The organism is Devosia sp. (genome assembly GCF_041917035.1).
GTDB lineage: Bacteria > Pseudomonadota > Alphaproteobacteria > Rhizobiales > Devosiaceae > Devosia_A.
On the sequence record NZ_JAYRYM010000020.1, the window covers coordinates 1 to 22,760 of the forward strand.

Annotated in this window: 33 protein-coding genes; 5 read left to right on the forward strand and 28 right to left on the reverse strand. The window is 69.6% G+C overall.

Annotated features, from left to right (window positions below):
* The 14 genes from ACE3TU_RS04060 to ACE3TU_RS04125 form a co-directional block, all read right to left on the reverse strand.
* The coding region (locus ACE3TU_RS04060) for a hypothetical protein (RefSeq protein ID WP_374620525.1) at positions 1-309 on the reverse strand (309 nt) is incomplete at its 3' end.
* A 26-nt stretch (positions 310-335) separates the two neighbouring features.
* Positions 336-1,859: a sensor histidine kinase gene (locus tag ACE3TU_RS04065; protein ID WP_374620527.1), complete on the reverse strand. Its 1,524-nt coding sequence runs from the start codon at positions 1,857-1,859 to the stop codon at positions 336-338.
* A gap of 240 nt (positions 1,860-2,099) precedes the next feature.
* Complete coding sequence (locus ACE3TU_RS04070; protein ID WP_374620530.1) at positions 2,100-2,759, reverse strand: response regulator transcription factor; 660 nt, start codon at positions 2,757-2,759, stop codon at positions 2,100-2,102.
* Between the two features lie 95 nt (positions 2,760-2,854).
* On the reverse strand, positions 2,855-3,154 hold the full coding sequence (locus tag ACE3TU_RS04075; protein ID WP_374620533.1) for a hypothetical protein: 300 nt from the start codon (positions 3,152-3,154) through the stop codon (positions 2,855-2,857).
* A 126-nt stretch (positions 3,155-3,280) separates the two neighbouring features.
* Complete coding sequence (locus ACE3TU_RS04080; RefSeq protein ID WP_374620535.1) at positions 3,281-3,673, reverse strand: hypothetical protein; 393 nt, start codon at positions 3,671-3,673, stop codon at positions 3,281-3,283.
* On the reverse strand, positions 3,660-3,953 hold the full coding sequence (locus tag ACE3TU_RS04085) for a hypothetical protein (RefSeq protein WP_374620538.1): 294 nt from the start codon (positions 3,951-3,953) through the stop codon (positions 3,660-3,662). The genes ACE3TU_RS04080 and ACE3TU_RS04085 overlap by 14 nt, the downstream gene beginning before the upstream one ends.
* 107 nt (positions 3,954-4,060) lie before the next feature.
* The gene (locus tag ACE3TU_RS04090; protein WP_374620541.1) at positions 4,061-4,336 is read right to left on the reverse strand and encodes a hypothetical protein; all 276 of its coding nucleotides are present in this window, start codon (positions 4,334-4,336) and stop codon (positions 4,061-4,063) included.
* The gene (locus ACE3TU_RS04095; RefSeq protein ID WP_374620544.1) at positions 4,329-8,063 is read right to left on the reverse strand and encodes a glycoside hydrolase/phage tail family protein; all 3,735 of its coding nucleotides are present in this window, start codon (positions 8,061-8,063) and stop codon (positions 4,329-4,331) included. The genes ACE3TU_RS04090 and ACE3TU_RS04095 overlap by 8 nt, the downstream gene beginning before the upstream one ends.
* Before the next feature lie 160 nt (positions 8,064-8,223).
* On the reverse strand, positions 8,224-8,649 hold the full coding sequence (locus ACE3TU_RS04100; RefSeq protein WP_374620546.1) for an NlpC/P60 family protein: 426 nt from the start codon (positions 8,647-8,649) through the stop codon (positions 8,224-8,226).
* The gene (locus ACE3TU_RS04105; RefSeq protein ID WP_374620548.1) at positions 8,646-9,536 is read right to left on the reverse strand and encodes a DUF2163 domain-containing protein; all 891 of its coding nucleotides are present in this window, start codon (positions 9,534-9,536) and stop codon (positions 8,646-8,648) included. Before ACE3TU_RS04105 ends, ACE3TU_RS04100 begins: the two co-directional genes overlap by 4 nt.
* Entirely contained in the window at positions 9,533-10,159 is a 627-nt protein-coding gene (locus ACE3TU_RS04110; RefSeq protein ID WP_374620550.1) for a TIGR02217 family protein, read from the reverse strand. Before ACE3TU_RS04110 ends, ACE3TU_RS04105 begins: the two co-directional genes overlap by 4 nt.
* Positions 10,160-10,310: 151 nt before the next feature.
* Positions 10,311-10,847 (reverse strand): phage tail tape measure protein, encoded by a 537-nt coding sequence (locus tag ACE3TU_RS04115; protein WP_374620553.1) that lies wholly within the window; start codon positions 10,845-10,847, stop codon positions 10,311-10,313.
* Positions 10,840-11,043: a rcc01693 family protein gene (locus ACE3TU_RS04120; RefSeq protein ID WP_374620556.1), complete on the reverse strand. Its 204-nt coding sequence runs from the start codon at positions 11,041-11,043 to the stop codon at positions 10,840-10,842. Before ACE3TU_RS04120 ends, ACE3TU_RS04115 begins: the two co-directional genes overlap by 8 nt.
* Positions 11,040-11,354, reverse strand: coding sequence for a gene transfer agent family protein (locus ACE3TU_RS04125; RefSeq protein ID WP_374620558.1), 315 nt, complete (start codon positions 11,352-11,354; stop codon positions 11,040-11,042). The genes ACE3TU_RS04120 and ACE3TU_RS04125 overlap by 4 nt, the downstream gene beginning before the upstream one ends.
* A 60-nt stretch (positions 11,355-11,414) precedes the next feature.
* On the opposite strand from ACE3TU_RS04125, the gene ACE3TU_RS04130 reads away from it, so the two are divergent.
* Together ACE3TU_RS04130 and ACE3TU_RS04135 are read left to right on the forward strand one after the other, a co-directional pair.
* Positions 11,415-11,702, forward strand: a complete 288-nt coding sequence (locus ACE3TU_RS04130; RefSeq protein ID WP_374620561.1) for a CopG family ribbon-helix-helix protein — start codon at positions 11,415-11,417, stop codon at positions 11,700-11,702.
* A gap of 96 nt (positions 11,703-11,798) precedes the next feature.
* Positions 11,799-11,942, forward strand: a complete 144-nt coding sequence (locus tag ACE3TU_RS04135) for a hypothetical protein (protein WP_374620563.1) — start codon at positions 11,799-11,801, stop codon at positions 11,940-11,942.
* Here the strand turns inward: ACE3TU_RS04135 and ACE3TU_RS04140 are convergent.
* The 8 genes from ACE3TU_RS04140 to ACE3TU_RS04175 all read right to left on the reverse strand — a co-directional run bounded on the left by ACE3TU_RS04140 (position 11,939) and on the right by ACE3TU_RS04175 (position 16,175).
* Entirely contained in the window at positions 11,939-12,352 is a 414-nt protein-coding gene (locus tag ACE3TU_RS04140) for a phage major tail protein, TP901-1 family (protein WP_374620566.1), read from the reverse strand. The two genes, ACE3TU_RS04135 and ACE3TU_RS04140, sit on opposite strands and share 4 nt — an antisense overlap.
* A 148-nt stretch (positions 12,353-12,500) precedes the next feature.
* Positions 12,501-12,899 carry a DUF3168 domain-containing protein gene (locus ACE3TU_RS04145; RefSeq protein WP_374620569.1) on the reverse strand — a complete coding sequence of 133 codons (399 nt, stop codon included), beginning with the start codon at positions 12,897-12,899 and terminating at the stop codon, positions 12,501-12,503.
* Positions 12,900-13,053: 154 nt separating this feature from the next.
* Positions 13,054-13,395: a phage head closure protein gene (locus ACE3TU_RS04150; RefSeq protein ID WP_374620572.1), complete on the reverse strand. Its 342-nt coding sequence runs from the start codon at positions 13,393-13,395 to the stop codon at positions 13,054-13,056.
* Positions 13,392-13,967: a phage head-tail connector protein gene (locus ACE3TU_RS04155; protein ID WP_374620574.1), complete on the reverse strand. Its 576-nt coding sequence runs from the start codon at positions 13,965-13,967 to the stop codon at positions 13,392-13,394. Before ACE3TU_RS04155 ends, ACE3TU_RS04150 begins: the two co-directional genes overlap by 4 nt.
* A gap of 143 nt (positions 13,968-14,110) precedes the next feature.
* Positions 14,111-15,340: a phage major capsid protein gene (locus tag ACE3TU_RS04160; protein ID WP_374620577.1), complete on the reverse strand. Its 1,230-nt coding sequence runs from the start codon at positions 15,338-15,340 to the stop codon at positions 14,111-14,113.
* A 10-nt stretch (positions 15,341-15,350) separates the two neighbouring features.
* Complete coding sequence (locus tag ACE3TU_RS04165; protein ID WP_374620580.1) at positions 15,351-15,845, reverse strand: HK97 family phage prohead protease; 495 nt, start codon at positions 15,843-15,845, stop codon at positions 15,351-15,353.
* The gene (locus tag ACE3TU_RS04170) at positions 15,845-15,982 is read right to left on the reverse strand and encodes a hypothetical protein (RefSeq protein ID WP_374620583.1); all 138 of its coding nucleotides are present in this window, start codon (positions 15,980-15,982) and stop codon (positions 15,845-15,847) included. The genes ACE3TU_RS04165 and ACE3TU_RS04170 overlap by 1 nt, the downstream gene beginning before the upstream one ends.
* Before the next feature lie 4 nt (positions 15,983-15,986).
* Positions 15,987-16,175: a hypothetical protein gene (locus ACE3TU_RS04175; RefSeq protein WP_374620585.1), complete on the reverse strand. Its 189-nt coding sequence runs from the start codon at positions 16,173-16,175 to the stop codon at positions 15,987-15,989.
* 267 nt (positions 16,176-16,442) lie between these two features.
* Between ACE3TU_RS04175 and ACE3TU_RS04180 the strand changes: the two genes are divergently transcribed.
* Positions 16,443-16,706, forward strand: a complete 264-nt coding sequence (locus tag ACE3TU_RS04180; RefSeq protein ID WP_374620588.1) for a DUF2442 domain-containing protein — start codon at positions 16,443-16,445, stop codon at positions 16,704-16,706.
* A 10-nt stretch (positions 16,707-16,716) separates the two neighbouring features.
* Here ACE3TU_RS04180 and ACE3TU_RS04185 read toward each other — a convergent pair whose 3' ends face one another.
* From ACE3TU_RS04185 to ACE3TU_RS04195, 3 genes are all read right to left on the reverse strand, one after another.
* On the reverse strand, positions 16,717-16,878 hold the full coding sequence (locus tag ACE3TU_RS04185) for a hypothetical protein (protein ID WP_374620591.1): 162 nt from the start codon (positions 16,876-16,878) through the stop codon (positions 16,717-16,719).
* 196 nt (positions 16,879-17,074) lie between these two features.
* Positions 17,075-17,335 carry a hypothetical protein gene (locus tag ACE3TU_RS04190; RefSeq protein WP_374620593.1) on the reverse strand — a complete coding sequence of 87 codons (261 nt, stop codon included), beginning with the start codon at positions 17,333-17,335 and terminating at the stop codon, positions 17,075-17,077.
* A gap of 109 nt (positions 17,336-17,444) precedes the next feature.
* Positions 17,445-18,599 carry a phage portal protein gene (locus ACE3TU_RS04195; RefSeq protein ID WP_374620596.1) on the reverse strand — a complete coding sequence of 385 codons (1,155 nt, stop codon included), beginning with the start codon at positions 18,597-18,599 and terminating at the stop codon, positions 17,445-17,447.
* Between the two features lie 72 nt (positions 18,600-18,671).
* On the opposite strand from ACE3TU_RS04195, the gene ACE3TU_RS04200 reads away from it, so the two are divergent.
* Entirely contained in the window at positions 18,672-18,965 is a 294-nt protein-coding gene (locus ACE3TU_RS04200; protein WP_374620599.1) for a type II toxin-antitoxin system Phd/YefM family antitoxin, read from the forward strand.
* Positions 18,962-19,375 carry a type II toxin-antitoxin system VapC family toxin gene (locus ACE3TU_RS04205; RefSeq protein WP_374620602.1) on the forward strand — a complete coding sequence of 138 codons (414 nt, stop codon included), beginning with the start codon at positions 18,962-18,964 and terminating at the stop codon, positions 19,373-19,375. The genes ACE3TU_RS04200 and ACE3TU_RS04205 overlap by 4 nt, the downstream gene beginning before the upstream one ends.
* On the opposite strand, the gene ACE3TU_RS04210 is transcribed toward ACE3TU_RS04205, so the two are convergent.
* From ACE3TU_RS04210 to ACE3TU_RS04220, 3 genes are all read right to left on the reverse strand, one after another.
* A complete protein-coding gene (locus ACE3TU_RS04210; protein ID WP_374620605.1) occupies positions 19,372-20,610 on the reverse strand; it encodes a DNA-packaging protein in 1,239 nt (412 codons plus the stop codon). The two genes, ACE3TU_RS04205 and ACE3TU_RS04210, sit on opposite strands and share 4 nt — an antisense overlap.
* Entirely contained in the window at positions 20,607-21,032 is a 426-nt protein-coding gene (locus tag ACE3TU_RS04215) for a hypothetical protein (protein ID WP_374620608.1), read from the reverse strand. The genes ACE3TU_RS04210 and ACE3TU_RS04215 overlap by 4 nt, the downstream gene beginning before the upstream one ends.
* A gap of 141 nt (positions 21,033-21,173) precedes the next feature.
* Positions 21,174-22,715 carry a protoglobin domain-containing protein gene (locus ACE3TU_RS04220; RefSeq protein ID WP_374620611.1) on the reverse strand — a complete coding sequence of 514 codons (1,542 nt, stop codon included), beginning with the start codon at positions 22,713-22,715 and terminating at the stop codon, positions 21,174-21,176.
* Positions 22,716-22,760 lie beyond the last annotated feature (45 nt).

Below are 22,760 nucleotides of genomic sequence, written 5' to 3' on the forward strand. Positions count from 1 at the left end.
CGGGGCGCCCGGCCGGCCGAAGGTCAGCGCGTTGAACTGGGCGCTCGCCGCCTCGGCCTTCTCCTTGGCACTGAGCTTGCCGATCACGCCGGGGTCGAGATAGGCGGTGACGTCGGTCAGCGCCGTCTCCGCGCTCGCCACGTTGGCGACCGAAGGAACCGAGGCCGGGGTGATCTGCGGCGTCGCCAGAGCCGGGTTGGGCTGGTTCAGCGTCGGACCCAGCGCCACCTCGGACGTGGACGGTCCGAAGCTGCACCCGGCGAGGGCGAGCGTCAGGACAAGCGGGAGGGCACGGACGATCTGCTGCATGGGGGTCTCGGAGGTGGCCGGGGGCCTTATTCCTTGCGCATTGAGGCGAAAGTGCGGAGTCCGCCGACCTTTGCGGCAGGCAGGCGGAGTTCGGCGAGCAGGCCGCCCAGCACGGAGCGCTTCAACTGCAGCGAGCCGCCATAGACGTCAACCAGTTCCTTGACGATATCGAGCCCCAGCCCCGAGCCAGGCGTCTTCTCGTCAAGCCTGACGCCGCGGCGCAACACTTTCTGTGCCTCCTCCTCGGTAAGGCCCGGGCCGTCGTCCTCGATCTTGACGAGCAGGTTGGTGCTCTGCCCGCTGCGCTCGGCGACCAGCGTCACGCCGATCGAGGACTTGCTCCACTTGCAGGCATTGTCGAGCAGGTTCCCGGCCATTTCCTCGAGATCGCCCTCATCGCCGCGGAACCAGGGCAGCGATGCGTCGGGGCGCACCATGGCGATGGTGACGCGCGGGTTGAGCTTCTGCATCACCCGGGTCAGCCGCAGCATCACGTGCGTCGCGTCCGCCTTCTTGCCCACCACGGCGGAACGCGCCGCGATCCGCGCCCGGTCGAGATAGGTGGTGACCAGCTGCGTCATCTTGTCGGTTTCCGACGTCACCACCTTGGCGAGCGGGTTCTTGCGATCGGCGGAGGCCTCGTTGCGCAGCACCGCCAGCGGCGTCTTCAGCCCATGCGCGAGATTGCCGACCTGGTTGCGGGCCCGCTCGATGATCTGCGTATTGGAGCGCAGGAGCTCGTTGATCTCGTCCGACAATGGCGCCAGCTCGGCCGGATAGCTGCCGGTGACCGAAGCCACCTCGCCCTCGCGCACCCGCTCGACCTCGCGCCTGAGCCGCTGCACCGGCCTGAGCGCCAGCCGGGCGACGATCGTCGACATCACCGCCAGCATGATCGCCACGGCGCCCAGCACGATCAGCGTCTGGCCGCGAAAATCGTCGACCAGCGTCAGGATCTCGTCGAGGCTGCCGCTCACCATGATGTGGAGCGGCAACCCGTTGACCGTCACCGCCCGCTCGATCACCCGGATGCGGATGCCGAACGGGTCGGTCAGCACGGCGCTCTTCAGGTTTGAGCTGTCGAACGGCCCCGGCAACGGGCCGAGCACCATGCCGACATAGGAATTGGAGAAGTTGAGCAGCCCGCCTCTGTCGTCGCGGATGGCCCAGTACCAGCCCGAGCCGGTGCGGTCGAAGCGCGGGTCGGCGACGCGGATCTCCTCGCTGCCGGGGCTGGCGCTGAGGAGCGTCAGGTCGGTCAGCGTCTCGACATGGAACTCCAGCGTCTCGGCCAGGCTGGTGTCGAGGGCGCGCGAGTAGAGTTCGGTCAACAGGAACGCCGTCGCCACCAGCGCCACGATCAGCCAGCCGGCGGACAGCAGGAACAGCGACGCGGCGATCGAGCCGCGCTTGCCATTGCCGTTGTGAGGGCCGTCGGCGGGCGGGGCCAGCCGCCGCCGCAGCCCGTCGATGCGCGCGGCAATCCCCCCGCCCCATGCCCTCAGCGCCGCCGGGACCTTCATGCGGGCCGCCCCCGATTTCGCCGCCATCCCGTCTGCCCATGCGGGAGAAGGCGGCCGCAGGCCGGCCGCGTCGTCATTCTCCCCTGCGCAGCGGGGGAGGGGGACCGGCGAAGCCGGTGGAGGGGGCGCCGCCAATCAAGGCGCACGATCCCCGCCCCAGCCGTGGCCGCCACCAGGCGCGGCGAGTTCCCCCTCATCCGCCCCTGGGGTCCCTCCTCGGGGAGAAGGCGAAAGCGCCATGGCGTCCCGCTGGAAATCTCCCGCCCCTCAGTCTTCGGCGATCTGGTAGCCGAGCCCGCGTACGGTCTGGATGCAGTCGTCCGGCAGCTTCTTGCGCAACCGGCCGACGAAGACCTCGATGGTGTTCGAATCGCGGTCGAAGTCCTGGTCGTAGAGGTGTTCGGTCAGCTCGGTGCGCGAGATCACCTTGCCCTTGTGGTGCATCAGGTAGCTCAGCAGCCGCAACTCGTGGCTGGTGAGCTTCACCGCGTGCCCGTCCACCGTCACCTTGCCGGCCTTGACGTCGAGCCGCACCGAGCCGGCGCTGATCTCGTTGCTGGCCTGCCCGGCGGCGCGGCGCACCAGCGCGCGGACGCGGGCGAGCACTTCTTCCATGTGGAAGGGCTTGGCGACATAGTCGTCGGCGCCGGCATCGATCCCCTGCACCTTGTCGCTCCAGCGATCGCGGGCGGTGAGCAGCAGCACCGGCATCTTCTTGCCGGCGCGGCGCCATTCCTCGAGCACCGAGAGCCCGTCCATCTGCGGCAGGCCGATGTCGAGCACCACCGCGTCATAGGGCTCGGTGTCGCCGAGGAAGTGCCCCTCCTCGCCGTCGAAGGCGACGTCGACGACGTAGCCGGCCTCGGTCAGCGCGTCCTTGAGCTGCCGGTTGAGATTGGTGTCGTCTTCCACGACGAGAATGCGCATCGACAAGTCCCCTGTTGCGCCGTGGCGGATGTCGCGTTGCGCGAGCGCGCCACCCTCATGGCGCGGACTCCGTCAGGGCGATTCTAGTGCTTTCCTCACTCGGCCGGCAAGGTCACCGGTTTGCTTTCGCCCGAATAGTCCATCACGTTGACGCGCCACTGCCAGCGCCCGTCGATCCGGCACAGCTGCACGGCCGAACTGATGATCTTGCCCTCGACCCCGGCCGCCGCGATCGCCTCGGACAATTGCCGCAACTGCCCGGAATTGATGCGCTCCTGGATCTCGCGCTTGTCGAGACACAGTTCCTCCTGCGCCAGCGCCGCGCCCGTCACGGCAAAGCCCAGCGCCACGGCCACCGCAACGGCCGCCACCATCGATGCAATCGCGTTTCTCATCCGCCCTTTATGCGGGCGGGGGGATGAATGGGGGATGAATGGGGGCTCAGGCGCGCCGCTCCCTGAACAGTACCCACACGGCAAAGGCCCTGCGGTCCCTGACATCGGCGGCCTCGAAGTCGGCGATCACCGCCTCCACCACCGGATGTTGGAGACGACCTCCGACTTCACCGCGCGGGCCTCGGGATCGTAGTCGGCCTCATGGCGCTTCGCCTGCATCAGGACGAACATATTGGCGAAGTCCTGCACAGACTGCGGGAACTTCGCCATCGTTTCCACATTTCGGCAGGCATTGCGGGCGTCACTGTGCGCCAGTGCGCGATAGACCTGCCTCCAGGCAGGTCCGCTTCGCTTCGTCCCGGCGGTTCCAACTAGCAGGTCGGCGCAAGTCGTCGCGAGGGCATGGAATAAGGCGTAGTACGCCGTGCTCGTCGCACGATGCAGGTTCGACTGCCTTGGTTTTCCGCGATTGGCCGCGACGAGCTCGTTCGCCGTCTTGAGAAGGTCACGCGGGTTCAAGTTGACCGGCGTCCAGCTCGGAAACAAATGACAAGAGCGGGAAGGCCTCCTCGCCGATCTCCGCCAGCTTCGGCCTTACCTGACGTACAGCACCGGCCATCTTGCGAGCGTCGAGGTCGCTCGGGTCGCCAGCAAAAACGACGGTGATCTTCACGAATCCCTCGTCGTCCAGTTCATTTGACGCGAAAACCCGCACGTCCAATATCGGCGTCCCGGGAAAGTCCGCAGTCAAAGTAGCCCTGACAATGTCGGCAATCCTGCCCGTATCCGCCTGACGCATGATAGGCCTCATGTTGGGATTCCAGGATAGGTCGACCCGACCGCCCGGACAATAGCAGAGCGGCAAGATTTGGCCGGCCTGCATTTACTTCCGGCAGTGAATACCCCCTACCCCTTCATCCCCCTCCGCAAGAACAGCACTGCCAGCCCCTCCATCAGCAACTGCCCGGCTGATTGCCCCTCGAAGCTTGGCAGGTCGACGCCGATGAGCTGGCTCAGCGCGGCCAGCACCATGGCGGCGGCGACGAGGTAGGTCTTGAAGCCGTCGAGAAAGCCGAGGGACATGAGGATACTCCTGAGGTTGGTGAGGATGAACTGCGTCAAGAGCCGTGCCCGCAGCCGGGCGAGGCCGTCGCCGAGGCGACCGAGGATCGTGTCAGGCATGAAAGCTCCCGCTGGCCGGGTGACCCGGCCCGTAGACCGGGCTCAGTTGCGCCACGGTGAAGTCGAAGCCCGAGGGCAGGCCGCCGAAATCGGCCACCTGCTGCGCGGCGCTGTAGGTCGCCGCCGGCGCTTCGGCCTCGAGGCCGCGCACCGGCAGGCCGGCGGCGAAGACGGTCACCCGATAGGCTTCGGGCAGGTGCTCGAGCCCGACCTCTGCGGCAGCCCAGGCGCCGCCATCGGCGCGGCTGCGGCGGACCCAGCCGAAGGTCACATCACCCGTGCCGTTGCGGCGTGCTCGCAGATGCGCGGGCGGCAGCGGCAGCAGCGGGCCGAGGCCAAGCGGCACCTCGAACGGCCAGCCCACCCCGTCGTGCCGGCCGGCATAGGCGCGCAGCGCCAGCGTGTCGCCGGCCCAGCCGGAGGGGACGTCGATGATCGCCACGCCTGTGTCGAGCACCACGACACGGTTGCCGATCGCCGCAGCTCCCATCGCCGGGTCGGTGCCGCCCTGTCCGCGCAGCAGGCGGGTCAATCGGTAGGTGCCGGGCGCGATCAGTTCCGCCCCGGCAAAGCCGAGCAGTTCGAACTCGCCCGCGTCGGTCGCCACCGCGATGCGGTTGCTGCCGGCAAGGGCAGCCATCTCGTCGACGCTGGCCAGATGCCCGCCGAACAGCGTGACGACGAGGTCCGCCCCGTCCCAGCGCTCGATCGGGCCGGCCGCCAGCGGGCTCGCCAGCTCCCCCAGCGCCGCCGGTCGGTCGAGGCGGGCCAGCCGCGCGCCGGTCGCCACCTGCTGCAGGTCCACCTCTCCCGGCCAGGGGTCGGCAAAGGCGGCAAGCAGCAGCCGCGAGACCAGCGGCGAGACCGGATCGGGCGGCAGGTGCGCCGCCACCAGCAGCGGCTCGGCCGCCGGCAGGCCGATGCCGCCACCCCCCGGCAGGGCCGGCGGCCGGTCGCTCAGAACCGCCGGGTTGAGCAGCGGCGGCAGCGCCCGCGCCGTGATCCGGCGGGCCAGCGCATCGCGGATCCCGGTGATCTCGAACGGCCCCTCGGCCTCCCCGGCGATCGCGATGACGTCGCCCACCTCGAGCCTCGCCAGCGAGGGCGGCAAGGTCAGTTCCAGCGCGTCGCACTGCGCCCCCGCGGCTGCGAGCAGCCGTTCCGCCGCCTGCCGTCCGCCCACCGGGTCGAGCACCAGCCCCGACGACTCGCCGGCGAGTTGCCCAGCCTCCGGCCGGATCGCGGTGGCACTCGCGGCGAGGTAGTCGCGCTCGCGATCGACATAGCCGAGCGCCAGCCGCGACACCCGCTCGGAGGGATCCGGGCGACGGCGCGAGAGCCGCGACGCCCCGTCGTCCACCACGTCGTCGACGTCGAGGGCACGCCGCGCCGCCGGCCGCACCAGCGCGAGCCCCGCCGGGCTGTCCCGGACCGCGAGGCCGGTGACTTCACCCAGCCCGTCCAGCGCCTCGCGCGCGCTCCCCGGGCGCTCGAGGGCAAGGCCGTGGACCAGCGGCGCCGCGGCGGTGCCGACGATCTCGATGTCGTGGTCGGCGGCGATCGCGGCGGCCAGTTCGTCGCTCGCCAGCGCCCCCAGCCGGCCGGTCAGCCAGTGGCCCGCCGCATGGTTCGGCGCGTCGGCCCAGCTCTTCGCGTCGGCCGGGAAGGCCGGGTACGGCCGCGCGTCCCAGGTCCACAGCGAGACTTGCCCGACCATCGGCTCGCCATAGACGGCCGAGACGGGATTGCCCGCCCCGGACCAGTGGCGCAACTGTGCCCTGAGGACCTGGCGCTGCAGCAGCGCATCGGGCGCGCCGTTCGAGAAAACCGACCGACCGTCCTCGGCGCTCTTGGGGTCGGGGAACAGGTTCGGCTGGTTGGCGCCCTTGTCGACCGCCGCACAGCCCAGTTCGGTGAACCAGATCGGCTTGCCCTCGGGCACCCAGGCCGTCGGGGTCGGCGAGCGCACCCCGCCCACCCGGTCGTGGTGAGCGTGGCTCCACCAGCCGGCGATGTCCTTGAAGCGCCAGACCCAGGGTTCGCCATGGGCCGGATCGGCGATCGCCGTCCGCTCGCCCGCCAGCCGGTCCGCCTCGCTGAGGTAGTACCAGTCGTAGCCCTCGCCGCCGGCAATATTGGCGCCGAGGTAGGCCAGCTCGTGCGGCCCGTCCCACGCCTCCGCATCGGCATGGTCCTCGCCGGCGCGCCAGTCGGCGATCGGCATGTACATGTCGATCCCCACCGCATCGATGTCGTCCGAGGCCCAGAGCGGATCGAGGTGGAAATGCTTGTCCCCCGGCGCGTCCTCGGGCTGGAAACCGTGATACTCGCTCCAGTCCGCCGCATAGGTGAGCTTCACGTCCGGCGCGATCCCCTTCGCCTCGGCCGCCAGCGCCACCAGCGCGTCGACGAACGGGAACCCGGCCGTGCCGCGCAGCGTCGTCAGTCCGCGCAGTTCCGAGCCCAGCACCAGCGCATCGGCCCCCGCCTCCTGCGCAAGCGCCGCGTAGTGCCGGACGAAGCGTCGGTACCGCCAGTCCGTCGGTCCGCCGACAAAGGCCGCGACCTGCGCGTCGAGCGCCGCCGTGCCTTCGGGCGATCCCACCGTTCCCGGCGCCGGGTGGCAGGCGACGCGGCCGCGCCAGGGATAGGCCGGCTGGTCCAGTGCATTGTCCGTCGGGATGTCCATCAGCAGCGTCGGGTAGAGTGTCACGCCGAGCCCGCGGCCCTTGAGGTCGGCGATCGCTGCCAGCACCGCCGCGTCGGAAGGGGTGCCGCCAAAGGCCGGCCCGCCCTCGTAGGTCGAGACCAATTCGGCGCTCGCGCGCGTCAGGCCTGCCACGGCCCAGCCCGTCCCGCTCACCTGCCTGTCCGCCGCTTCGACCTTGGGCCGGATGCTGCAGTCGCCGCACCTCAGGTCGTCGCCGAACCAGGCGATGACCAGCGCCACGTGCCCGAGATTGGGGCAGAGGTCCTGCAACTCGTCGATCGACAGCGTCCAGTCGCTCCTCAGCGCCGACTGGTGCGTGTTCTCGGCCGCCGATGCGCCCTGCCCCAGCAGCCGCACGCGCGGCGCCGGGTCGTAGCCGAACTCGGTCGCGCCCGGGATCACCGTCACCGAGCGGATCAGCGGCTCCAGCTCGCCCACCAGGCGGCAGAGCTCCACCGTGATGTTGGGGATGCGGTTGCCGAAGGCCGAAAGCGGCAGCCGCTCGAACACCAGGTAGCAGAGCCCGCGATAGGCGGGCGCCTCCCCCTGCACCGCCCCGATCAGGCTGTCGACATCCTGCGTTTCGGTGCCCCGGTAGAACCTGAGCGCCAGCGCCTCGGTCTCGAGCAGCTGCCCATCGGCCCAGATGCGACCCAGCCGCGCCACCTCGCCCTCGCACAGTCCGATGGCGAAGCTCGCGCAGACCTCCTCGTCATCGAAGGACGACGTCCCCTTGGCGCCGCTGGTCTCGGCGGCGAGCCGCTCCAGTTCGGTCGCCCAGATGATGTTGCCGGCGAGCCGGCTCCAGCCATAGAGCCGCGGGATTGCTGCCCCCTCGCTCGAGCCCTGCAGCCGGATATCCGCCCCCGCCGCCGGCTGAATCCTTTCTCCGAACAGCGCCTGGTCGACGGCGCTCCCGGCCAGCGCCCCCAGCGCCCGCCCGATGGTAGCGCCGATCGGCCCGCCCACCGCGCCACCGACGAACTGCCCGGCCAGCGAAAGCGCCAGTGTTGCCATTTGCTGCTGATCTCCTGGCGCCCCTCACCCCAACCCTCTCCCCGGAGGGGCGAGGGGGCGATAGCGCCGCCAACGCAATGCCTGTTCCGTCACACCGGCGGCGCCGCCCGCGTCCCCTCGCCCCTCCGGGGAGAGGGTCAGGGTGAGGGGCGCCACGCTCTCAGTCTATTTCAGGAAACGCCCACACCCCCGCCACCCGCTTCAGCCAGCCGTCGCCGAGATGGCCCTCGACCACGCCCAGCCGCTCCTGCGCGTGGACGAACCGTCCGTCCCCGATGGCAATCCCGCAATGGCGCGGCAGCGGCGATGGCCCGAGCCGGAACAGCAGCACCGTCCCGGCCGCCGGCGGCCCCGCCGCCGGCACCAGCCAACGCTCCGCCAGCATCAACAGTTCGCCGGCAAACCGCCCGTCCCGCCAGTCGGCGCGATAGGGCGGCAGGTTCGGTGGTTCGGTGCCGTACAGGTCCCGCCACACGCCTGCCACCAGCCCCAGGCAATCGCAGCCGGCGCCCCGCGTCGCGGCGCGATGCCGGTACGGCGTCCCGATCCAGCCGCGCACCGCCGCCGCCACAAGCGCCGGGCTCATCCGACCAGTTTCCGCCCGTCGAGACGGTCACCCCGTCGCGGATAGCGCAGCACGAAGTCGTTGCCCGGAATGTGCGGGAAGCCGCGGAAATTCTCCGCGTTGGCGAACTTCGCCTTGCAGGTGGCAAAGCGCCGGTCGCACCCCGCCGTCAGCACCAGCGCGTCGCCCTCGACCACCCAGTCGCCCACCGGAGCGGCAAAGCCGACAATGTCGGCGCCGCCCAGCCGCTCCGCCGTCACCACCCGGTCGCGCAAGCCCGCGCGCCGACCGCTTGACCAGGCCGCGACACCGAAATCGAACCAGGCGACCTCGAAGCCCGCGATCCCCTCGAGCACCAGCCGGAACCGGTCGCGGATGCCGCTGACCGTCGCCTCCGCCCGGAACGCCGGGTCCCCGAGATCGACGCCGCAGCGCGCGTCCCCCAGTTCCGCGTCGCACAGCCCCTGATAGAGCCGTCCCGCCGGCCGGTTGAGCGCCGCCTGCCCCGAGCGCAGTTCCGCCCGGAACCGCCCGTCCTCGCGCACGATCTCGCCGATCGAGGCGCGGCTCGCGAGGAACCGCTGCGCCACGTCGCGCCAGTTCACCCGCCAGGTCTCGACCGCCGCACCGTCATATCGGCCCAGCAGGATATCCTCCTCGACGATGGCGTCCGAGTGCAGCACCCCGACCACCTCGGTCGTATCGACCTGCGACCCGAGCCTTGCCGCGCGCTCGCCGCCCTCGAGCCCGTGCGCCGGCAGGTAGTCGGTGCCGCCGAAGGCCAGCGTCTCGTCGTGGTCGGTGAATCCCAGCACCACCCCGTCCGTGCGAGTGACGCGCCAGCAGGTGGCGAGCGTCGTCGCCCCGCTGGCGAGATGCGCGGCAATCCCGGCCTCCAGCGCCCTCATTCGCGCACCTCGATCAGCGGAATGGCCGGCGCCTCCGCCGCGTCGAAGCTCGACAGCTCGATATCCAGCCGATCCGTGTCGAAGCGCACCGGCACGTCGAACAGGAAGCCCGCCGTCACCGCCACCCCGGCCCCCGGGGCCGCCGCCAGCGTCACCGCCCCGGTCAGGGTGTCGACGGTGAAAGCCCCGCCACCCAGTTCCACCCCGCCCACCGCCACCCGCACCGAGCCGGCCACGGGCTTCGTGATCGGCCTCAGGTACGGGTCGAAATCTGCGCCGTAACGTTTTGTTAAGGTGAACGAAATCCTGACGCCATCGCCAGTACCGATCGGCTGGTCGAGCGGCGTCGGCGTTGTCGTGCCGTTCGACGAGAAATCCAGCCCGTCGCGCCACAGGAAGCTGTGAAACCGCCCCCGCCGCTCCTCGAAGAAGGCCAGCACGGCAAGCATGTCGGCCCGCGACTTGATCCCGTATCCGGCATTGTAGCGCCGCCGCGCATGCGCCCAGCGCGAGTTCCGCTCCTCGCGCCCGGAGGCGAGCGTGACGATATCGGTGGCGCGTTCCGGCCCACCGCGGGCGCCGAGGGAAATGTCGAGGGGAAAGCGGATGGGGTGGAAGGTCATGGAGTCTCCGTGCCGTACTTCCCCTCACCCGCCTCGCTCTGCGAGGCACCCTATCCCTCGAGGGGAGAGGGGAAGTGGGGGCGAGATTGTGCCACGTCCCCTCTCCCCTTGAGGGAGAGGGTGCCCGAAGGGCGGGTGAGGGGACGTTTTCCTAGCTCCCCCGCGTCCCGCGCTTCACCGCCCTGAGCAGCATCGCCGAGAGCTCCGCCTCGCTCGCGGCAAAGCTGCGCGCATCGCTCGCCGTCACGTTGAACGTCACGTTCACCGCCCCGCCGCCCGCTGACACCCCGAGCCGTCCATCCGATCCGCGCGCCAGCGGCAGGATCGCCTCGGCGCCGGCCTCCCCGGCCAGCCCCAGGCCATCGGCCAGCGGAAAATAGGTCGGGCTCGCCAGCACGCCGCCCTTGGCGAACGGCTTCACCGCCGGATTGGCGGCGGTGAACAGGCTTTCGACCGCCCCCGAAACGAGGCTCGACACCGGCGCGAACGCCGCCTTCAGCGCGATGTCGGCAAAGCTCCGCGCCACCTCGCCCAGCACCGACTTGAGCGACTTGCCGTCGAGTACCGCGCCGCGAAACGCCCGGCTCAGCGCGCGCCCGACTCCGTCGGCCAGATCGCCGATACGATCCAGTTCCACCGTGACATCGCCCAGTTGCGCCCGGAAATCCTCGCCAAACGGATCAGCCATGCTGCACCTCGTCCGGAAACCGGCGCATCAGGCCCGCCAGCGCCTCGCGTCCCGGCGCCACGCCCCGCTCCCCGCCGCTGCGCGCCTCGAACGCCGCCGCCAGCTCGCGCGGGCTCAGCCCCCAGAATTCCCTTGACGACAGCCGCAGCACGCCGAAGCCGAAACGCATCGCCGCCTCCCAGGGAAAGCGCGTCATGCCGCTTCTCCGAACGTCGCGCGGAGGAGCCGCGCCGCGATCTCGGCGGCGCCCCTGAGCCCGCCCTCGATGGCCATGCGCGCCAGGTCGTCGTCGGTCACCGCGTTGCCGCCGCCGCGCAGCCCCGCCCCGATGATCGCCGTCAGGTCGCGCGCGGTCACGCGTCCCGAACTGAACCGCTCGGAGAGCCCCACCAGGTCCCCGGCCCCGAGCCGCGCCTCGAGCTCGGCCAGCGCGCCCAGCGTCAGGCACAGCACCTTCTCCTCGCCCTCGAACGACGCCGAAATCTCGCCGCGATGCGGATTGGCCATCGCCACCTCCTCACTTGTTCACGCTTGTGTTAGCTTGTGGGTCAACTGCAGGAGCGCCCCGTGCCCAAGACCAGGACAATCACCGTGAGCATTCCGGCAGCGATTGCGGAGCGTCTTGATCGACTCGCCAGTCTGACGGAGCGCGACATTTCCGGCCTCGCTACCGATGCCCTTGAGATCTACACGCGATACGAACTCGAGATCGTCGAAGGCATCCTCGAAGGCATGGCCGACGCCAGGGCCGGCAGGGTTCACACCAGTGAAGAGATGCGGGCAGATCTCGAGCGCATAATCGCCGAGGCCCAGGCTGAGAGAGACACCAAGCGAAGACAGGCCGTCGGGGAATGAGCAAGGCCCGCCGCGCTGCTGGTCGGCGGCAAGATCATCGATGCCGGTGAATCACTCGGTCGATACCTGACCGGCCGACCAAGCGGGTATCCGGGCTTGTTCGAGAAGTCCGTTTCCGGTTTCAACTACATTCTCTACTATCAGGTCGAGCGTCACGGCGGGGAGGACGTGGTCACCATCTACGACATCGTCCACACGCGACGGGACTGGGTGCCGGGACACTTGCCAACCAAACGCTAGGCCGCGCTGAACCCCATCGCCCCCGCGCTCTCCAGCGCCAGGTCGAACGTTACCTCCCCCGCATGGTCGGCGGCGAACTCCAGCGACACGATCTGGAACGGTCCTTCCACCGTGCCGAAATCGGGCAGGATCAGCTGCCAGTTGCGGATCGTGCCGGCAAAGAACAGGCTACGGATCGTGGCGTCGGACGCCGCATCCTTGAAGATGCCGGAACCCGCCACCGCCGCCCGCCTGATGCCGCCGCCGGCGAGCAGTTCGCGCCAGCGCCCGGCGCTCTCGGCGTCGGTGACATCGATCGCCGCCGCGTTGAAGGCCAGCGAGCGCGTCCTGAGCCCCGCCACCGTCACGAAGCTCCCCGACCCGGTCTGGTCGAGCTTCAGCAACATGTCCTTGCCGCTCTGGGCAGCCATGAATTGTCTCCTTGTTACGGCCCCTCACCCGCCCTTCGGGCACCCTCTCCCTCAAGGGGAGAGGGAAGGCTGGGGCACAATCGAGCCGCATCTCCCCTCTCCCCTTGAGGGAGAGGGTGGCCGCAAAGCGGCCGGGTGAGGGGCAGTCTCAGTTCGCCTCGGTGAAGAACCGCAGCCCCACCACCGCCCGCGCCTGGCCCGTGTCGGCATCGATCGCGGTCTCGGTGCGCTCGTGCTGCCGGTGCGTCACGAGGATGGTACCCGGCGCCAGCACCGCGGCCACCGCCAGCACCCGCTCGGCGATCGCCAGCGCCGCCTTGCGGCTCGGCTGCCCGGCCCAGACGTGGAGCGCCAACCGATGCTCCTGCCCCGGCGCCGCATCGGTATCGCGCGGCACCATGTCGTGCCGGGCGATGGCAACATAGGGCGCCACCGCGTTCTTGGGCGGCGCATCGAAGATCGATGTCCCCACCAGCGCCGCAAGCTGCGCGTCCGCCCGCAGCGCCGCGACCAGCGCCGCCTGTAAGGAAATGATCGGATGGGTCATCGCCTGGCCTCACCCCCCTCCCCAACCCTCCCCGCAAGGGGGAGGGTGCCGGCCGGAGCGAGGTTCCCGGTCCACGCCACAATCTCGATGCGACACCCTCCCCTCGACGGGGAGGGTTGGGGAGGGGTGTGCCGCGCACACCGAAGGACGTGTTTCACCCCACCACCCCCCTCTCCATGCACGAACAACTCAGCCACGCCCGCCGGCCGTTGAGATCGGCGGCCGCCAGCACTTCCAGCCAGCGCCCGCGATAGCCGAAGCGATCGCCCGGGCTGACGTCGGTGCGAAACCGCACCACCACCGAATGGCTTGCCGAAACGCCGCGCCCGCCGGCATCGGCGGTGAGCCGCGCCCCCAGCGCCCGCACCCGGGCCCACAGCGCCGTCACCGGCACATAGGCCACGGCGTGGCCGCCTTCCGCCTCGTCGGTGGTCATCTTGTGCTGCAACTGCACGCGGTCGGTGAGGCTCCCCACCTGGGGCACAGTCTCGCTCACAGCCGCACCTGGCGGTACGGCGCGACCATGCGATCGAAGCCCGCCGGGATTACTGCCCCGGACCCTGCGACGACCAGCGCGTCGCGGTGCTCGAACCAGTGCGCCACCAGCGCCAGCAGCGCCCGCTTCAGGTCGGCCGGCACGTCCGCGGCGGTGCCGTGGCCCGCCACGTAGTCGATCTCGAGCCCCAGCCGCTCCCGCAAGGCCGGCATGCCGGCAATGCTGGCCGGCAGCAGAAGGCGGGCCGGCGTCACCCCGCCTTCGAGCTGGAACTGCGAGAGCGACAGGGCGTGCTCGTCGCCGTCCGCATCGAAGGCGGTGATGGCCACAAGGCTCACCAGCGGCGACACCGGCAGCGTCAGCACCGGCAGGTCGGGCCAGGCGTCGAGCACCAGCCGCCAGCTCTGGTTGACCAGCGCCCGGCCGGTGAGGCTCTCCACATGCAGCCGCGCCGCCGCGATCAGCGTCGTCACCAGGCCGTCCTCGGCCGTATCGTCGAGCCTGAGGAACGCCCTGGCCTCGGCAAGCGAAACCGGCTCCTCCGCGGGCCCCGCGAGAAGGTAGGAAATCATTGGTACGTCCCTGGATTGAAGGAAGTGCCGTGAAGGCCGTGAGTGGTGAATGGCCAATGGTGAATAGGCTGTTGCCTCACCCACCAAACCATTCACCATTCACCATTCACCATTCACCATTCACGTTTCACCATTCACGCCGCTCAGCTCACCGCGAACTTCAGCAGCTTGATCGCGTCGAAGTCCTGCACCCCGCCGCCGACGCGCTTGGTGGTGTAGAACAGCACGTAAGGCTTGGCGGTGTAGGGGTCGCGCAGCACGTTCACCCCGGTGCGGTCGACCACCAGGTAGCCGCGGCGGAAATCTCCGAAGGCCACCGAGACCGAGCTTGCCGCGATGTCGGGCATGTCCTCGGCCTCGGCGAGGTCGAAGCCCATGAACGAGGCCTTGCCGCCCGCCGTCGCCGGCGGCGCCCACAGGTAGTTGCCGGTACTGTCCTTGAGCTTGCGCAGCACCGCCTGGGTCTTGCGGTTCATCAGCCAGCTGGCATTCTGCCGATAACCGGCCTTGAGCGCATAGATCAGGTCGAACAGCACGTCGGAGGCGTTGGAGGCCGGCAGCGCGCCGGAAACGCCGGTGGCGATGTAGCCGATCTTGGTCCAGCTCCAGCTGGCCTGCGCGATCTGCGTCTCGCTGAGAAATCCCTTGGGCTTGTTGGTGCCGTCGCCGGAAACGAAGGCCGTGGCCTCCTGGGTGGCGAACACCTGGTTCACCTCGTCGGCGATCCACTGGCCGACATCCACCGCCGCGTCGTCGAGGAAGGCCGAGGTCGCTGCCGGCATGGCGTAGAGTTCGGCGGTCGGGTAGTTCAGGGCGTCGATGGTCTGGCTGTTGGTCTGCGGCCGCGCCGCCGTCTCCGACACCCAGCCCGAGGCCGCGGCCGCCGTGGTCACCGGCTTCTTGTAGACGCTGGTGGAGATCGACCGCACCGTCGCCAGCGCCCGGATCGGCGAGATATGGGCCATCTGCCGGGTGATCTCGCTATCCACCTCCACCGGCACCAGATAGCCGCCGTCCGGGTTCGAGCCGATCGACAGGGCCTTTTCCTCGCCGCGCTTCACATAGGCGGAGAACGCCTCCTTGTACTCGTCGCCGAGGTCGGGGCGTCCCGCCTCCAGCGCCGGCCGGGTCCGCTCGAGGCTCAGCCGGTCCATCGCCGCCTTGGCGCCGTCAAGCGCCGCGTTCAGCCGCCCGAGCTTCTCCTCGGTCAGCGCGTCGGCGCCACCACGCTTCTCCAGTTCCTTCAGTCGCCCCTCATTGGTGCGCTTGTACTCCTCGAAGGCGCCCATGAACTCGGCGAACATCGCCTCGGAATCGCCGGCAGAACTGCCGGCCGTCGCCTTGATCTCAAGGCGCTCGGTCATTTCGGTCATTGGTGGTCCCTTACTGCTTGAAAAGCGAAATGGCGGCGCGCAGCGCCGCCTCGTCCCGGGCCGGTCGAAGACCGGACCTGGAGGCGATGCGGGCCTCGGCCAGCATCGGAAACGTCACGATGGAGATCTCCCAAAGCTCGATCGCCCAGAGCCGCCGGTGGCCGCTCGCCGCCTCGCGGGTGGCCCTCGTGGTGCGAAAGCCGATCGACAGCCCGTCGATGGCCCGCCTCTCGATCAGGCGCCTGAGCGCATCGGCGCGCGGCACGCCGGCGACCAGCCGGCCCTCCGCCCAGAGCCCGACGGCATCCTCGCGCACCGTCTCCCAGGTGCCGATCGGCTCCCTGGGGTCGTGCTGGAACAGCATCCTCAGCTTGCTCGCCCCGCGCCGCGCCAGGCTTTTCGCGAACGCCCCAGGCATCACCAGGTCGCCGGCCTCGTCGAGCCGGTCGAAGACGCTGGCATAGCCGGCAAAGCGCCCCTCGTCATCGATGGGAATCGCCGCCATCAGCGCTTGCCCGTACCGGCCGGCCGGGGCCTGCTCGCCCCGCTCCCGGATTTCGCCAGCGTCCCCGCAAGGTTCCAGGCAAACTGCCGGAACACCTGGGCCGCCTCGCCCTTCGCCGTATTCGTCTTGTCCGCCATGGCTTCAGTCCTTGTGCCGAAACATCTTGTTGAGCGCCGCGATCTCGGCGACGAAATCGTTGAACCGCCGGTTCGCCGCGACGAGTTCCCTGAGCGTCCACACCAGCAGCCCCGTCGCCCCGCTCGCCCACAGGAACAACGCCAGATGCGCCAGGTCCCCCCGCGTCGCGATGGATTTGGTCAGCTCGTCCATTGCAGCTGCTCCTCGATGAGACGTCCCCTCACCCGCCCTTCGGGCACCCTCTCCCTCAAGGGGAGAGGGAAGGCTGGGGCACGATCGCGCCGCCCCTCCCCTCTCCCCTTGAGGGAGAGGGTGGATCGCGCGAAGCGCGAGACGGGTGAGGGGACGTTTCTCCCAGCACGGGCTCTACGTGAACCCGCAGGGGGAAAGGCGATCCCTCCCATGCCGTTGAAGACCGACACAGAACGTGGGTACTATCCGCTCGAGAAGGGGCCTGGCATGAGCACCTTGACGATTGAGACCGATCCGCTCGCCACCGACGTGAGCTTCAGCGCGTCCATGCTGCAGGTCACCCTCGATGACGGCCGCGAACTCGCGGTGCCGCTCGACTGGTTTCCGCGCCTCCGCGACGGCTCACCCGCCGCGCGCCTCAACTGGCGCCTGATCGGTCACGGCGAAGGCATCCACTGGCCCGACCTCGACGAGGACATCTCCGTCCTCGGCCTGCTGTCCGGCAAGAAGCGCAAGCGGCAGGCCGCCTGACCACTCTCCCTCAGACCGAGGGCGTGATCGCGTAGATCCCGTGCTCCAGGCTGAGCAGGTCCATGACGTAGCGTTCCCCCGCATCCCAGCCGAACCTCGGCATCAGGTGAAACGTCGTTCCATGCGCCAGCAGGACCACCAGGGGATCGGCGCCGAGGGAATCGTTCCGCAAGGTGCCGACCTGCCAACCTGGGACAAACCGCTGCACAGTCGTCCCATCCGGGTTGGTGAACCTGGACGCATAGGACAGCGCGAATACGCCGTACGCATTCGGCCTGAACAGCGCCTTGCGCCGGTCGAGGACCTGTCTGGCGGTGTCCGCAATGGTGAAGTCTGTGATGAGTATTCAGTACCGACCGCGGTACGGCCTAGCGATCGACAAGCCGCAGCAGCGTTCGGGCTACCCGCTCCGCCCGCTCACGGTCGGCCGCAAGGCCCATCTGCTCGGTCTCGATCTCCAGCAACTGCGCCGCCATGCCTGCAACCGTCGTCCGCCCCCTTAGGGACCGGACGATGCCCGGAGCATAGCGGTCATATTCGTCGCGGGCCGCGGGCACGTCCCTGATGCCAATCGGATCCCACTGCTCCAAAGGGATGCTCCTCACCGTCGCGAGCATTTCCGCGCTCATCGTCCATGCTCCTTCCTTGCGGCCATGCCGAACGCATCGAGCTTCAACCCGAAGGTCGCAAGTCGAATGGCGAGAAGCAATGCGCGGCGATTGGCTGTCCCCGCCACCATCACCCCACCCCCAGCATCCTCCGCTTCTCTTCGTCGCTCAGGAACTCAGCCTTGCCCACCCGCTCCCACAGCGCCGCGCGGTCCTCGGCCAGCGCCTCCACCGCGTCGAAATCCGGCCTCAGCCGTACCCCGCCGAAAGCCGGCGCCAGCCAGAAGCTCAGATCGTCCGCCACGCGTCTGACCAGCGGGATCAGCGTCTGTCGCCACAGCGCGCGGTTGGCCTCGACATAATTGGCATAGGTGTTGTCGCCGGGGATGCCGAGCAGCATCGGCGGCACGCCGAAGGCCAGCGCGATCTCGCGCGCCGCGGCGTGCTTCAGCTCCATGAAGTCCATTTCCTGCGGCGTCAGCGCCATCGCCTTCCAGTCGAGCCCGCCTTCCAGCACCATCGGCCGGCCGGCATTGGCGGCGCCCTGGAAGCCCGCCTCCAGCTCGTCCTTGAGCCGGCGGAACTGGCTCTCGGTGAGGTTGCCGGCCTCCGAGGAATAGACCAGCGCGCCCGAGGGCCGCGCCGCGTTGTCGAGCAGCGCCTTGTTCCAGGCGGATGCGGCATTGTGGATGTCGAGGCTCTGCTGCGCCGCCTCGAGCGGGGCCATGCCGTAGTGGTCGTCGAGCGGGTGGAACAGCGCCAGGTGCAGCAGTTCCGGTACGGGACGCGGCTCCAGCGACAGCTGCCGCGTCCGCCCGCCGGCGCTGTAGGTGTAGGCGGCGGGGTAGCCGTCGCGCCCCGGCACCACCTTCACCCGGTCGGGCCGCAGGGTGTAGAGCGCCCTGACCTCGCCGTCCACCAGCCCGGCCTCGAGATAGGCGTTCCCTGCCGTCTGCAGGTAGGCATAGACCTCGGCGAGGAACTCCGAGCCCGAAAGCCGCCGGTTCGGCCGCGCCAGCAGCGAGAGCAGCGGATGCTCGCTCAGCCGCCGCGTGCCGTCCTCGACCACCAGCGGGACGCTGTTGGCCGTCTCGGCGATCAGCCGCACGCAGCGATGCACCACCGGGTTCCTCAGATACCCGGCGCTGGCCAGGCTGACGAACCCCCGCCGGCTCCAGCTGGGCTCCCCCAGTGCCGTCAGCTGCATCAAGGTCTGCGGCCCGCCGGCTTTCGTCTCGGCAGCCACCGTGGCGCCGCCGGCGAGGCGGGTGAACCATTTGGGCATCGGTGTTCCCTTGAATTTGACCGGGCGAACCCGGATGTAGTAACGTTGCTACATTGCGCGACGGAGGCCGCCATGAACGCTCCGACCAGGGGCACCCTGCCCCACGCCACCACGATGACCAGCCGCGAGTTCAACCACAAACTGGGAAAGGCAAAGACCGCCTCGAGCGCCGGGCCAGTGATCATCACCGACCGCGGACACCCTGCGCACGTCCTGATGACCTACGAGACCTATTCCAGACTGGTCGGGACACCCCGCACCCTCTATGAGTCGCTGGCTGACACCCGGCCAGAGGCCGACTTCGACTTCGAGTTCGAGCGCGCCCCCGGCAAGGCCAGACCCGTCGACTTCGGGTTCGACGATTGAGCGTCCTCATCGACACCAACATCGTCTCAGAGCTGCGCAAAGCAGCGCGTGCAAACCCTGGCGTCAAATCGTGGTCCCAGTCCCTTCTCGAAGGACAGGTCTTCATCTCAGTCATCACACTGCACGAGATCGCTCGCGGCATCGTAGCCGCGGAGAAGCGGCGGCGTCCTGAAGCGGCGCTGCTGAGAGACTGGTTCGACACCAGCCTTCGGCCGGGCTACGCCAATAGAATGCTTCCGGTCACTGCCGAGATCGCCCTCGTTGCCGCGTCGTTCGCCGCAGAACGAACGGTCGAACTTGCCGATCACCTCATCGCGGCCACCGCGATCGTTCACGACCTGACCTTGGTCACGCGCAACACCGGGCACTTCACCCACACCGGCGTCCGCCTGCTCAACCCCTTTACCTAGATCCCCCTGACCCTCAGCTCGGCGTGCGTCAGCAGCAGCTCGGTCAGCGCCCAGACCAGCGCATCCACGCGGTCGGGCGAGTGTCCGTCGCTCAGCCCGTCCGGCCCGAAGGCGCACATCTCGTCCTCGAGCGCGGTGAGTCCGGCGAGGTGCGCCACCCGGCCATTGCCGTAGAGCGCCGCCACCGGTTCGGCCCTGAGCCACTTGCCGCGCCGGGCCCGCACCGAGCGGACCGGCACCTCCGGGTCGGCCTGGGCGATGATCGTCGCCACCATGTCGCCGCCCTGGTTGACCTCGGCGACGATGCAATCGGCGGCATACTCGTGGAAGGCCGCCACCGCCCGCCGCGCCCAGGCCTCGGGTGCCGCCGGGCCGAAGCTCAGGTCGGCGCGCACCACAGCGTCCTCGCCGATGCGGGAGGCGACGACGATGCCGCAGGCGTCGGAGGCCTTGCCGCCGGTCGCCGGCGGATCGATCGCCACCACCGTCCGCCCGTAGTCGCTGCCCTCCGGCTGCCGGAACATCGCCCGCGTCCACAAGGCGTCGGCGCGATCCTCGATCAGTTCGCCGCCCAGTTCCTGCCGCCCCAGCACCGAACCGGCATAGCGGGCCACCACCGCGCCGAGAAAGGCGTGCGCCAGGTTGTCCCGGTTGGCTTCGGTCGGCATGCGCGTCACCACCGTCGTCGGTTCTGCCATGAGCCGCCGGATCAGCCGAGTGGCGCGCGGCGTCGTCGTCACCAGCTGGCGCGGCCGGTCGCCCAGCCTGAGGCCGAACTGCAGCATGTCCCAGGTGGCGGCGGGCTTGCGCCACTTGCCCACTTCGTCGCACCAGGCGGCGGCGAACTGGGGTCCGCGGAACCGCTCCGGATCGCCGGCGCCCAGCACCAGGCCCTCGGCGCCGCCCGGCCAGAGGAGGCGCTGCCCGACAAGGCGCGGCCGTTCCTCGTCGGAGCTGCTCACCAGGATGCCGCTCGGCCCGCCGACCATCACCTGCATGGCCTCGATCATGCTGGCGCCGACGATGGCGATCGGCGAGACGCCGGCGGCGGCGAGGCCGCGCACCCACTCGGCACCGGCCCGGGTCTTGCCCGAGCCGCGCCCGCCGAGCAGCAGCCAGGTGGTCCAGTCGCCCTCGGGCGGCTTCTGCTCGTCGCGGGCCCAGAGCCACCACCAGCGGCCGATCTGCAGGCAATCGTCGAGGCTCAGCGGCTCGACCAGCCCGGCGGCCGTCATGCGCTGACGCCCAGCGCCTCCAGCCGCTTGGCGATCCTGTTCCTCAGCTCCTCGAGTTCCTTGCTCTGGCGCGGCGTGTTCTGGCGGGCCCCGGCGCGGCCCTCGAGCCTGTTCAGCTGGGCGAGCGTCGTCGCGAGCCGGCCCAGCACGACTGCTCGCCTGTCGATATCCAATGTCATGTCCACCTCGGTCAGTCGTTCGGTCAGGACTTCGAGCGCCGTGTAGAGCGCGTCGATGCGCAGCGCCAGGTCGCGGGCGTCATCGCGTTCCGGTGTCGGCCACTTGCCGCTGCGGATACGACGCTCGAGCTGCCGCCGGCTGATGCGGTAGGTGCGGCACAGCGTGGTGTACGTCATGCTTCCCGCTTCCAGATCCCCGGCCACGGCAACCCAGTCGACGGCATCGTCGTCCAGCAGCTTCATGGATGCCCCGGGGGATCGTTGCGGGTGGCGTCGCGCCACCGCCGGACCGCAATTCTGCGACCATGCCCGAACTATAGCAGACCACCGTGACGCGGGGATAAGTCTCCCGGCATCACGATCTTTCCACGTGAGATCAGTCGCTCAGGCGCGGCGCCGCTGACGCTCGGGCGACGCGTCGCGCGACGAGTGGAAGGCCCCGACGAGGCCGTCGAGCTCGCGGGCCTCCAGCTCGGTGCGGGCGATCGAGGCATTCAGCTGCTCGACCAGCGCGGCATTGTGCTGGGTCATCTCGTCCATCTGCCGCACCGCGACGCTGACCTCCTCGATGCCCGTCGCCTGCTCCGCGCTGGCCTGGGCGATGCGGCTGGTCTGCTCCCGGTTGAGGGCAACCGAGGCGCGGATCTGGCCCAGCTGTTCGGCCGCGGCGGCAACAAGGCCGGCGCCGCCCCTCACTTCGATGGCACTGTGCTCGATCAGTTCCTTGACATCGCGAGAGGCATTGGCGGCGCTCTGTGCCAGCCGCCTCACCTCGACCGCAACCACGGCGAAGCCCTTGCCCGCCTCTCCGGCACGGGCCGCCTCGACCGAGGCATTCAGCGCCAGCAGGTTGGTCTGGAAGGCGACATCGTCGATCAGGCCGATGATCTGTGCGATCTTCTCGGAGGCTGACGAGATCCGGCTCATCGCCGCGTTGGCCGCGGCCATGGTGTCGGCCCCGGCCTCGGCCGCCTCGGTCACGGCGCGGGCGCTGTCGCTCGCCGCCTCGGCGCTCTTGGCATTGGCGACGACCGTGGTGAGCAACTGCTCCATCGCCGCGGAGGTCTCTTCGATCGTCGCCGCCTGGCGGGTGCTGCGCTCGGACAGGTCGGTGGCGCCCCCGAGGATGTCGCTCGTCGCATCCCGCAGCGCCGTGCAGGTGCCGCCCAGTTGCGTGATGATGGCCTCGAGCCGCTCCGCCACCGCATTGGTGTCGCGCTTGACGGCATCGAACTCGGGTTCGAACGCCGCCTCGATGCGGGCGGACAGGTCTCCGGCGGCAAGCCGGCGCAGCGTCTCCCCGGTGAGCTGCACCGCGCGGTTGATGCTGTCCTTGGCGGCGCGGTCGCGGGCCGCCGCTTCCTCGGTGAGTCGCCGGAAGTACACCGAGACCGCGATGTCCATGTCGATGAACACCGCCTTGATCAGCGCCGCGAGGGCGTCCGGCATGGCCGCCACGGCCTCGTTGCGCGCCGCGTTCGGCGGCGGTCCGAACGGCCAGCCTCGTTTCGCGTCCGCGGCGGGCAGGTCGGCGAAGAGGCCGCGGATCAGGTCTTCGAGGATCAGCGCATAGCCCCCGATATACCAGCGCGGTTCGAGCCCGATCTTGGCGTGGCGCTCGCCCACCAGCTGGCTCGAGGCAAGGTACTGGCTGTCGAAGCGACCCGCGGCGATCGACTCCCAATGGCCGAGCTGGCGGGTCTTGGCCCGGTCCATCTGCGGGCGGCCGGCGAAGAATGCCGCCACTTCCGGCACGGAGGCGAGATGGTCGTAGAAGCGCGCCAGCGCCTCGGGCAGGTGGCGCTCGAGCTGCGGACGGATGCGCGCCAGCTCCTCGCGGCGTGCGGCATCCAGGCCGATGAAGGCCAGCCGATCCTCCAGGCTCTCGATCTGCTTGATATCGCTACGTTCGGAAACGATCGTCATGAAAATTGCCCCGGGCATGAAAATGCCACGCGGCAAAGCCACTTA

What these genes read in the sequence shown, in the direction of transcription:
- ACE3TU_RS04065 (WP_374620527.1), bottom strand. Translation starts at nt 1,859, where the DNA reads ATGGCGGCGAAATCGGGGGCGGCCCGCATGAAGGTCCCGGCGGCGCTG.
- ACE3TU_RS04070 (WP_374620530.1), bottom strand. Translation starts at nt 2,759, where the DNA reads ATGCGCATTCTCGTCGTGGAAGACGACACCAATCTCAACCGGCAGCTC.
- ACE3TU_RS04075 (WP_374620533.1), bottom strand. Translation starts at nt 3,154, where the DNA reads ATGAGAAACGCGATTGCATCGATGGTGGCGGCCGTTGCGGTGGCCGTG.
- ACE3TU_RS04085 (WP_374620538.1), bottom strand. Translation starts at nt 3,953, where the DNA reads ATGCGTCAGGCGGATACGGGCAGGATTGCCGACATTGTCAGGGCTACT.
- ACE3TU_RS04090 (WP_374620541.1), bottom strand. Translation starts at nt 4,336, where the DNA reads ATGCCTGACACGATCCTCGGTCGCCTCGGCGACGGCCTCGCCCGGCTG.
- ACE3TU_RS04095 (WP_374620544.1), bottom strand. Translation starts at nt 8,063, where the DNA reads ATGGCAACACTGGCGCTTTCGCTGGCCGGGCAGTTCGTCGGTGGCGCG.
- ACE3TU_RS04100 (WP_374620546.1), bottom strand. Translation starts at nt 8,649, where the DNA reads ATGAGCCCGGCGCTTGTGGCGGCGGCGGTGCGCGGCTGGATCGGGACG.
- ACE3TU_RS04105 (WP_374620548.1), bottom strand. Translation starts at nt 9,536, where the DNA reads ATGAGGGCGCTGGAGGCCGGGATTGCCGCGCATCTCGCCAGCGGGGCG.
- ACE3TU_RS04110 (WP_374620550.1), bottom strand. Translation starts at nt 10,159, where the DNA reads ATGACCTTCCACCCCATCCGCTTTCCCCTCGACATTTCCCTCGGCGCC.
- ACE3TU_RS04115 (WP_374620553.1), bottom strand. Translation starts at nt 10,847, where the DNA reads ATGGCTGATCCGTTTGGCGAGGATTTCCGGGCGCAACTGGGCGATGTC.
- ACE3TU_RS04120 (WP_374620556.1), bottom strand. Translation starts at nt 11,043, where the DNA reads ATGACGCGCTTTCCCTGGGAGGCGGCGATGCGTTTCGGCTTCGGCGTG.
- ACE3TU_RS04125 (WP_374620558.1), bottom strand. Translation starts at nt 11,354, where the DNA reads ATGGCCAATCCGCATCGCGGCGAGATTTCGGCGTCGTTCGAGGGCGAG.
- ACE3TU_RS04140 (WP_374620566.1), bottom strand. Translation starts at nt 12,352, where the DNA reads ATGGCTGCCCAGAGCGGCAAGGACATGTTGCTGAAGCTCGACCAGACC.
- ACE3TU_RS04145 (WP_374620569.1), bottom strand. Translation starts at nt 12,899, where the DNA reads ATGACCCATCCGATCATTTCCTTACAGGCGGCGCTGGTCGCGGCGCTG.
- ACE3TU_RS04155 (WP_374620574.1), bottom strand. Translation starts at nt 13,967, where the DNA reads ATGATTTCCTACCTTCTCGCGGGGCCCGCGGAGGAGCCGGTTTCGCTT.
- ACE3TU_RS04160 (WP_374620577.1), bottom strand. Translation starts at nt 15,340, where the DNA reads ATGACCGAAATGACCGAGCGCCTTGAGATCAAGGCGACGGCCGGCAGT.
- ACE3TU_RS04165 (WP_374620580.1), bottom strand. Translation starts at nt 15,845, where the DNA reads ATGGCGGCGATTCCCATCGATGACGAGGGGCGCTTTGCCGGCTATGCC.
- ACE3TU_RS04170 (WP_374620583.1), bottom strand. Translation starts at nt 15,982, where the DNA reads ATGGCGGACAAGACGAATACGGCGAAGGGCGAGGCGGCCCAGGTGTTC.
- ACE3TU_RS04175 (WP_374620585.1), bottom strand. Translation starts at nt 16,175, where the DNA reads ATGGACGAGCTGACCAAATCCATCGCGACGCGGGGGGACCTGGCGCAT.
- ACE3TU_RS04180 (WP_374620588.1), top strand. Translation starts at nt 16,443, where the DNA reads ATGAGCACCTTGACGATTGAGACCGATCCGCTCGCCACCGACGTGAGC.
- ACE3TU_RS04190 (WP_374620593.1), bottom strand. Translation starts at nt 17,335, where the DNA reads ATGAGCGCGGAAATGCTCGCGACGGTGAGGAGCATCCCTTTGGAGCAG.
- ACE3TU_RS04195 (WP_374620596.1), bottom strand. Translation starts at nt 18,599, where the DNA reads ATGCCCAAATGGTTCACCCGCCTCGCCGGCGGCGCCACGGTGGCTGCC.
- ACE3TU_RS04200 (WP_374620599.1), top strand. Translation starts at nt 18,672, where the DNA reads ATGAACGCTCCGACCAGGGGCACCCTGCCCCACGCCACCACGATGACC.
- ACE3TU_RS04210 (WP_374620605.1), bottom strand. Translation starts at nt 20,610, where the DNA reads ATGACGGCCGCCGGGCTGGTCGAGCCGCTGAGCCTCGACGATTGCCTG.
- ACE3TU_RS04215 (WP_374620608.1), bottom strand. Translation starts at nt 21,032, where the DNA reads ATGAAGCTGCTGGACGACGATGCCGTCGACTGGGTTGCCGTGGCCGGG.
- ACE3TU_RS04220 (WP_374620611.1), bottom strand. Translation starts at nt 22,715, where the DNA reads ATGACGATCGTTTCCGAACGTAGCGATATCAAGCAGATCGAGAGCCTG.